This window comes from Oceanobacillus indicireducens (genome assembly GCF_014647195.1).
Taxonomy (GTDB): Bacteria; Bacillota; Bacilli; order Bacillales; family Amphibacillaceae; genus Oceanobacillus; species Oceanobacillus indicireducens.
Map to the genome: position 1 here is coordinate 82,258 of NZ_BMOS01000007.1, position 8,109 is coordinate 90,366.

The window sequence follows — 8,109 nt, forward strand, 5'->3', positions numbered from 1 at the left end:
TCGGCACTTTCATCATTTTTAAATCTTCTTTTAGCGCTAGTATAGATAAATATTAACCGCTTGTCAATCAGTTATCACCAGGTAAAAGATACGGTAAGTGTTTAACAACTACTTTTAAAATAGCAACTAATGGCACTGCGATAATCATTCCAATAATCCCAAATAACTGTCCGCCTAACAATAATGCAAATATAATCATCACCGGGTGAATTCGAATATTCTTTCCCATAATAAATGGCGAAAGGAAATTCCCATCTATCATCTGGACAACAAATATTGCAATAATTACATAAAGGGCAAGAAGCGGTGAAGTAGTATAAGCAATCATCACGGCTGGTACTGCACCAATTATCGGACCAAAATAAGGGATAATATTGGTGAGTCCGATTACGATTGCAAGTAAAAGCGCATAAGGCACTTGTATAAATTTAAAAGCAAGGAATGTAAGCAATGTCACAAACAAGCTGACAAAAAACAAGCCTCGCAAATACCCACCAAGACCTTCATCGATTTTCTCGACCATCTGTTGCATCCTTGAATGGAGCCGATGCGGGATAAACCTCTTTAGAAATTGTTTCAGCAGATGATAATCCTTTATATAATAAAAGACGAGGACGGGAATAACGGTGACAATAAGAATCATATCAAATAGATGGGTAAACCCGTCGACTAAGCGGGATACGAGATGATCCGACAGATTTTCCAGCCGAATAATGACTTCATCAATCTTGTCATGGAAGGTCTCCGGCAGGAACGATGTAGAGGTGTAAAGATGATTAATCGATGATTCATACATATTCACAAACTGCGGAATATTTTCAATTAAATCATTCATTTGCTGAATAACGATCGGATAAACGCGATAAAATAAAAAAGCAATCCCACCGAAAAACAGAATATAAATGATCATCACGGCTAGCCCTTTATGAATCTGTTGCCGGTCTAGAAATTCTATAATCGGATACAGTAAATAAGCGATAAATCCCGCAATGATAAACGGCAAAAATAGTTTCCACAAAAAGGAAAAAACCTCTTTAAAATAGGGTAAGGTGACCCATAACAAAAATGAAAATATTAAAATCAGGATTCCTATTAAAAGGAAATATAATAGTTTTTTTCTGTTCCACCATTCAAGCAACTGCAACACCTCGTGCTATGTTTGCTCTCGTCACGACAGTAACTTATCTTCCGTGATTGTTCTCTCTTCCTCTGAAAACAAATCATTAAGCGGGCTTACACTACCATCGACTTCGATTTGGTGAATATGGAATTTATCCTTTTTGACTACTAGTTCCAAATAACAAGACCAGCAATAATATAATTGGATTCCTATTTTTCCAAGATTTTTCCCTTTACAATTTGGACATTGCATCATTTCATCATCTCCTAGCTATAATTTCTATTTATAGCCTAACCGAAAGAGAAAATGAATATACTTCTATTTACATAAAATCATAAGGATTCAGTTCTTTTTCCTCATCTGAGATAAAATTTGGCAGTTCTTGTTCTTCCTCTAGCCGGCTCTCTAGCCGTTCAATTAAGGATGTGTAGCGCTGATTCGTGTCCATCGTCGTAACACCCCGCAAAAATGCTGACATATCCCCACAAATAATAAGGGATTCTTTACTTCTTGTTATCGCTGTATATAATAAATTTTTCCGAAGCATCCGATGGTACGATGAAATGACTGGTAAAATGATAATCGGAAACTCACTGCCTTGGGATTTATGAATGGAGATACAATAAGCATGCATGAAATTCCCGAAATCCTGCCGCTCATAAACAATTTCTTTTTCTTCAAAAGCAATAACAATTTGTTCTTTCTTCTCTTTATTTTCTTTTGCGAAAAAGATCGCGACAATCTCTCCTATATCTCCGTTGAATACACCGTCTTCCGGTTGGTTGACTAATTGGATTACCCTATCCCCTACTCGGTAACTTACATCCATTACTTTCATTTCCCGTGTTTTATCTGTCTTCGGGTTTAGAAGTTGTTGGATTTCCTCATTGATGCGATTAATTCCAGCCTCCGTTTTATAAATAGGGGCAAGCACTTGAATAGCATTTGTATCGATTCCTTTTTCCAGCGCATGCTTGAATATTATTGTGATTGCTTCTACAATTTGTCGATTACTCGCCGGGATGAAACTGAAATCATTCGCTTTTTGAAGCGATGCATCTGTTATCTCGTTATTTTTTATTTCATGAGCAAGTTCAATAATCTTAGAACCTTCTTTTTGCCGGTATACTTCATGCAGTCTCACAATCGGTATTTTACCACTTGAAAGCAAATCAGAAAGTACTTGGCCAGGACCGACAGATGGTAGCTGATCTTCATCCCCAACTAACAGCACTTGCATATCATCTGGAATTGCTTTAAATAAATGATTGGCAAGCCAAGTATCGACCATCGAAAATTCATCAACAATTAGAAATTTCCCTGATAGACGCTCTTGTTCATTTTTTTCGAAGCCATCTTTTCCGTCCCAACCGAGCAACCGGTGGATGGTCGAGGATGGCAGGCCTGTAGACTCTTTTAATCGTTTAGCAGCCCGGCCAGTTGGAGCTGTAAGCACAAAAGGAAAATCTGACTTTTTCTCATAATCATCAATATCAAGGGAATGATCATGAATCGTTGCATAAGCTTTTACAATTCCTTTAATTACCGTTGTTTTGCCTGTGCCAGGCCCGCCAGTAAGAATCATTACCTTTGATTGTAACGCTTTTTCGATTGCATCAAATTGTTCCTTCCCGTAGCTTAGAATTTCTTCTTCTTCAATTTCCCCAGTTATCTTCATTAATTCAGCTAACGTTGTTTCACTTTCAATTTTTTTATTCATAATTCTACTAATATGGGCGGCAAAACCGTCCTCAGCATAGTATAAAGAAGGTAAATAAATATTTCCTTCACTAATAATAATTTTTTTCTCGGTATTCAATTGCTCCAACCGTTCCTGAATGATCTGTTCAGTCAGTTCGAAGCCTAGTACTTGAATCATTTCTCGCACGCATTGGTCATATGGTAAGTAGACATGACCATCTTGAATACTTTTTTGCAGTACAAAAATACAGCCTGCACCAATCCGGTTCGGGTGGTCCATAGATAGTCCGTTCATTCGTGCAATCTGGTCAGCTGACTGGAAACCGAAGCCTTCAATGTCAAAAACAAATTGATATGGATCATCATATAACTTATGAATAGCTTCTTCCTTATATCGCTGATAAATTCGCTGGGCCATTTTAAGACTGATCTGGTAGCTCGAAAGTGTGATTGCAACTCGTTCAAAGCCTTGATGTTCTTCTAAACTTTTATGTAATTGTTCTCTTGTTTGTTTTTTAAGACCCGGAATTCCATCCAAGCATTCCGGGTCTTCTAAAATATGGGAGATGGCATTCATTCCTAATTTATCAACAATCCGAGTAGCTGTTTTTTCACCAATTGCATAAAACAAGTCACTGGACAAATAAGAAATCAAGCCTTCCTTCGTATCAGGGATATAGGTTTGATAGGATTCGACGCGGTACTGGATACCGAACTTTTGATGTTGCTCAAAGACACCGTGAAAATAATAAGAATGCTCTTCTGTCAAATGAGAGAAGTAACCTTTAGCAACAATCTCTTTCTCTTCATAATCTTCGTTCGTATCCTCTATTTTAACTTTTATGATTGCAAAATTCTCATCTTCATTGTGAAAAATTGTATAAAGAAGTCTGCCGCGAATATATCCTTTTTCATTTCGTTGCTTATCTTCCATACTTAAACACGCTCGTTTCGTTCTTTATTGACTCAACTTTCGCCGCCTGAAACAGTTAGCTAAACCTTAAAAATTCAAGAAAACCCGCAATCCACTCACCAAGAATCTGCATATTACTTTCATTCAGCGTAAGTACAGCTTTCTCCTGGAGGTCCGCAGTCCAGACACCTCTCGCTTTCCGCGGGCGGCTGGTGAGCCTCCTCGCAGGCAAGCCTGCTGCGGGGTCTCACCAAGCCTATCCTCCCGCAGGAGTCTCGAGGTGTCTGGACTGCTCCGAGGAAAGGCGTGATTTGGATTACCGTTTAATATTCCAGAAGTATAATCCTTATAACGGAATAATTTCTTTTTAAAATAATCCTTTAGACCAGTTCAGTTGCCCGGCGGACGGTGACTCCAACGGGAAAAGCACGAGTCCGAGGAGGCTGAGGCCGCGCCCGTGGAAAGCATCCGTCCGCCGGGCAACTGAACGGCGATTAGAGTTCTAAACTAAAGGAACGAACAAAGACACTTACGCTGAATGAATGCAGAAGTTCATCTATCTGTTAAAAATCATGTCTAGTCATATTCATCGCTGACTATCCGTGCTTGATAAGATTGAACTGCTTTGATTTTTTACGTGCTAATGTTGATTATTGATTTTCCAAAAATTGTTCCACTTGTTTCTTTCCGTTCGCAGCTAAATAATGGTCCGGTTGCTCTTCTAGCGCTTGATTGAAATGCTTGAGGGCTTGTTCGGCATCTTCGTTGAATACGGCGATGACACCTAAATTATAATGGGCATCGCTATGTGCCTCATCCATTTTAATCACTTCTTGGAAGACTGTCTTCGCCTCATCGACGAGTTCCGCTTGGGCGAGCGAAAGACCGTATTGGAAGCGGTAATTAATTTCATCCTCAGCCAGCTCCGTCGCTCGTAATAAATAAGGTAATGCTAATTTAAATTGTTCCTGGTACTGTAAAGAAAGACCGATTAAATAATATAAATGAGCATCCTCGAGTCCTTTATCCAATGCCTGCTGAAAATAGTTGTTCGCTTTCTCAAATTGTTCCTGTTCAAAATATAGATTGCCAAGTCCATAATAAGCAGTGGCAGCTGTGTCATCCAAACTGATTGCTTTCAAAAAGAACCGCTCCGCCCGTTCCGCTTCCTGAAGTTCTACTAAGAGGTTTCCAAAATTGATATAGCCCAATGGTTCATTTGGGTTCTCCTCAATCAATTCATTAAATAACTTTGCTGCTTCTTCATATTTTCCTTCCTGCATCATCTGGATTGCTTCTCTATTCTTATCCATGAATAATCCCCTAACTCAACCTACATAATCAAGATGTTGTTCATTTTTAATTACTTTATCAATCGTTCCTCCACCAAGACATACTTCACCGTCATAAAATACAACTGCCTGGCCTGGTGTAATTGCTCGCTGTGGTTCCGCAAATTCAACATGGACTTTTCCGTCCTCAAGTATGGTGACATTAACCTTGCTATCTTTTTGACGATATCTAAACTTGGCAGTACAGGAAAACGAACTCTTAATTTCTTCCGGATTGATCCAATTCAGATCGGTTGCGATTAATGAATCCGAATATAAATAATCATTTCCATAGCTTTGTTCTACATATAAAACATTTTCTTCCAAGTTTTTGCCGACAACAAACCACGGCTCCCCTGGCCCACCGATTCCAAGTCCTTGCCGTTGTCCGATCGTATAGTACATCAATCCATCATGTGTACCCATCACTTCACCAGTAAGAGTTTGCATTTCACCAGGTTGTGCTGGTAAATATTCACTTAAGAATTCTTTGAAGTTACGCTCCCCAATAAAGCAAATTCCGGTAGAATCCTTCTTCGTAGCTGTTGCGAGATTATGCTGAAGAGCAATCTCGCGTACTTTTGACTTCTGTAAATGCCCTAATGGGAACATTACTTTCGCTAAAACGTCACTAGATAGCTGGTTCAGGAAATACGTCTGATCTTTATTCTCATCCACTCCACGTAGCAACTCAACTTTTCCATTATCGCGTCTTACTTGTGCGTAATGTCCAGTTGCAAGATAGTCTGCACCTAGAGACACTGCATGATCGAGGAATGCTTTAAACTTAATTTCTTTGTTACACATGACATCGGGGTTTGGGGTACGTCCTGCTTTGTATTCATCAAGGAAATAGGTGAATACCTTATCCCAATATTCCTTCTCAAAGTTGACCGAATAGTAAGGAATATCTAACTGATTACATACGCGAACGACATCATCGAAATCTTCAGTTGCTGTGCAGACACCAAATTCATCGGTATCATCCCAATTTTTCATAAAAATCCCGACAACGTCATAGCCTTGCTCTTTCAGAAGCAGAGCGGCAACCGATGAATCAACACCACCACTCATACCGATTACGACACGTGTGTTTTTATTTTCATTCATTTTAATCACTTTCCTTGTTTTGTTAACCGTTTAATTATTTTCGCAACTCGCTTTGCCGCTTCGATTACATTTTCCTCTGTATTCGCACTTCCGAAACTGAAACGGATCGAGTTTGTCGTGCATGGATTATCATCACCAAACATTGCACTCAATACGTGGGATGGTTCCACGCTTCCAGCTGTACAAGCACTTCCGCTTGAGGCAGCAATTCCTTCCAAATCTAAATTTGTCAGTACTTGTTCCACGTTTGTACCAGGGAAACTAATATTGACAATCGTGCTGATTGCATGTTCCTGATCCCCATTCAAGGAGAAATCAATTCCTTCAGATTTAAGCTGTTCAATAAATTGTGCTTTATACTGCTCGTAGGCAAGGTTTCTTGCTTCTCGCTCATCAATGTTCAGTTGAACAGCTTCTTTAAAGCCGACGATGGCAGCAACGTTTTCTGTACCTGCCCGACGTTTTCTCTCCTGTTCCCCGCCGAACATCAAGTTTTGCATCATAACCGAATCACGTGCATAGAGAAAACCAATTCCTTTTGGACCATTAATCTTATGAGCGGAAGTGGTTAGTAAATCGATACCTAACTCATCCACATCAAGTTCTAATAAGCCATACGCCTGAACAGCATCCGTATGGAAATAAGTGTGATGTCCTTGTAACACTGCACCAATTTCCTTAATCGGCTGAATCACTCCAGTTTCATTGTTTACAAACATAATGGAAACAAGTATTGTATCTTCTCGCAATGCTGCTTCCACTACTTCAGGAGAAATACGGCCAGACTCATCTGTCGGTAGATAGGTTATCTCAAATCCGAGGGTTTCCAAATATTCTGCGGTATGAAGAACGGCATGATGTTCTTGCGCTGTTGTTATAATATGGTTGCCTTTTTCCCGGTTGGCAAGGGCTGTTCCAATCAATGCTAGATTATCCGCTTCTGTGCCACCACTTGTAAAGTAAATCTCCTTTTCATTGGCACCGATACTAGAAGCTGTGAGTCGTCTTGCTTCATCTAATTGCTTCCTTGCTTTTCTTCCTTGTGAGTGAACACTTGAAGGGTTCCCATAAGTTTCTTGATAGATGGCTGTCATTACTTCTGCAACCTTCTTATCCATCGGTGTAGTTGCGGCATGGTCTAAATATATTGCTTCCATGGTGTGAATACCCTTCCTTCCTGTTAGATGTAAAACATATAGGCTTCTTCTTTATTATTATCACCAGAATCTGCTAAATCTTTTAGAGTTGTATGATCTAGCACCCCACGGATGGCATCACGGATTCTCAGCCATAATGCTTGTTGGGCAGGCTTCTCTTCTTCTATTCCTTCAACGAGTGTGATTGGACCTTCAAGCACCCGAATTACGTCTCCCGCAGTGATTTCTGTCGGTTCTTTTGCAAGTTTGTAGCCTCCGTAGGCTCCTCTTACACTTCTAACTAATCCTGCATTTCGAAGAGGTGCAGCCAACTGCTCCAAATAATGCTCAGATAAATTATTTTCATGAGCGATCGATTTCAATGATTTGGGACCTTGCCCATATTCCTTTGCAAGTTCTATCATAATTGTAAGTCCATATCTTCCTTTTGTTGTTACTTTCATTTTAACTTTGCACCTCTTTACATTAAATCATTACTATACGTAATAAATTTTCTATTGTCTATCAATTAGCTTGAATTCAAGTCATACATATTATACTATTTGCTATTATAACATGAACCGTCTCTCTCTTGCATTTCTCTAATTTCAAGTCTAAGCTTTATATATAGTGCAACTTCTATACTTAAAAACAGAAAACAAAATCAGCCTTATCCAGTGCTCAGTGACTTTAAAGTATATACCTAGACACATCATTTAAATAAATTTTTTCAAAATGACTAGTAATCACTTTCATACAGCGTAAGTGCAACTCTTACCTGGAGGTTCGCAGTCCAGA

The 8,109-nt window shown here is 39.3% G+C and carries 7 protein-coding genes and 1 other annotated feature (1 of these 8 only partly in view); all 7 genes read right to left on the minus strand.

Going from position 1 to position 8,109, the window contains the following annotated elements; genetic code table 11:
• Nucleotides 1–22 (minus strand) — a binding site (T-box leader) (it extends 181 nt beyond the left edge of the window).
• Between the two features lie 45 nt (nt 23–67).
• Nucleotides 68–1,147: an AI-2E family transporter gene (locus IEX94_RS06675; protein ID WP_229782603.1), complete on the minus strand. Its 1,080-nt coding sequence runs from the start codon at nt 1,145–1,147 to the stop codon at nt 68–70.
• Between the two features lie 21 nt (nt 1,148–1,168).
• Nucleotides 1,169–1,375, minus strand: a complete 207-nt coding sequence (locus tag IEX94_RS06680; RefSeq protein WP_156856255.1) for a YrzR-like zinc ribbon domain — start codon at nt 1,373–1,375, stop codon at nt 1,169–1,171.
• A gap of 67 nt (nt 1,376–1,442) precedes the next feature.
• Nucleotides 1,443–3,755 (minus strand): SF1B family DNA helicase RecD2, encoded by a 2,313-nt coding sequence (gene recD2 / locus IEX94_RS06685; protein ID WP_188856560.1) that lies wholly within the window; start codon nt 3,753–3,755, stop codon nt 1,443–1,445.
• A gap of 629 nt (nt 3,756–4,384) precedes the next feature.
• Nucleotides 4,385–5,047: a tetratricopeptide repeat protein gene (locus IEX94_RS06690; protein WP_188856561.1), complete on the minus strand. Its 663-nt coding sequence runs from the start codon at nt 5,045–5,047 to the stop codon at nt 4,385–4,387.
• 15 nt (nt 5,048–5,062) lie between these two features.
• Nucleotides 5,063–6,175, minus strand: a complete 1,113-nt coding sequence (gene mnmA / locus IEX94_RS06695) for a tRNA 2-thiouridine(34) synthase MnmA (RefSeq protein WP_188856562.1) — start codon at nt 6,173–6,175, stop codon at nt 5,063–5,065.
• Nucleotides 6,176–6,180: 5 nt separating this feature from the next.
• Nucleotides 6,181–7,332, minus strand: coding sequence for a cysteine desulfurase family protein (locus IEX94_RS06700; protein ID WP_188856563.1), 1,152 nt, complete (start codon nt 7,330–7,332; stop codon nt 6,181–6,183).
• 23 nt (nt 7,333–7,355) lie between these two features.
• Nucleotides 7,356–7,775, minus strand: a complete 420-nt coding sequence (cymR, locus tag IEX94_RS06705; RefSeq protein WP_188856564.1) for a cysteine metabolism transcriptional regulator CymR — start codon at nt 7,773–7,775, stop codon at nt 7,356–7,358.
• Nucleotides 7,776–8,109: the final 334 nt, after the last annotated feature.

What these genes read in the sequence shown, in the direction of transcription:
- cymR (WP_188856564.1), bottom strand. Translation starts at nt 7,775, where the DNA reads ATGAAAGTAACAACAAAAGGAAGATATGGACTTACAATTATGATAGAA.
- IEX94_RS06690 (WP_188856561.1), bottom strand. Translation starts at nt 5,047, where the DNA reads ATGGATAAGAATAGAGAAGCAATCCAGATGATGCAGGAAGGAAAATAT.
- IEX94_RS06680 (WP_156856255.1), bottom strand. Translation starts at nt 1,375, where the DNA reads ATGATGCAATGTCCAAATTGTAAAGGGAAAAATCTTGGAAAAATAGGA.
- IEX94_RS06700 (WP_188856563.1), bottom strand. Translation starts at nt 7,332, where the DNA reads ATGGAAGCAATATATTTAGACCATGCCGCAACTACACCGATGGATAAG.
- recD2 (WP_188856560.1), bottom strand. Translation starts at nt 3,755, where the DNA reads ATGGAAGATAAGCAACGAAATGAAAAAGGATATATTCGCGGCAGACTT.
- mnmA (WP_188856562.1), bottom strand. Translation starts at nt 6,175, where the DNA reads ATGAATGAAAATAAAAACACACGTGTCGTAATCGGTATGAGTGGTGGT.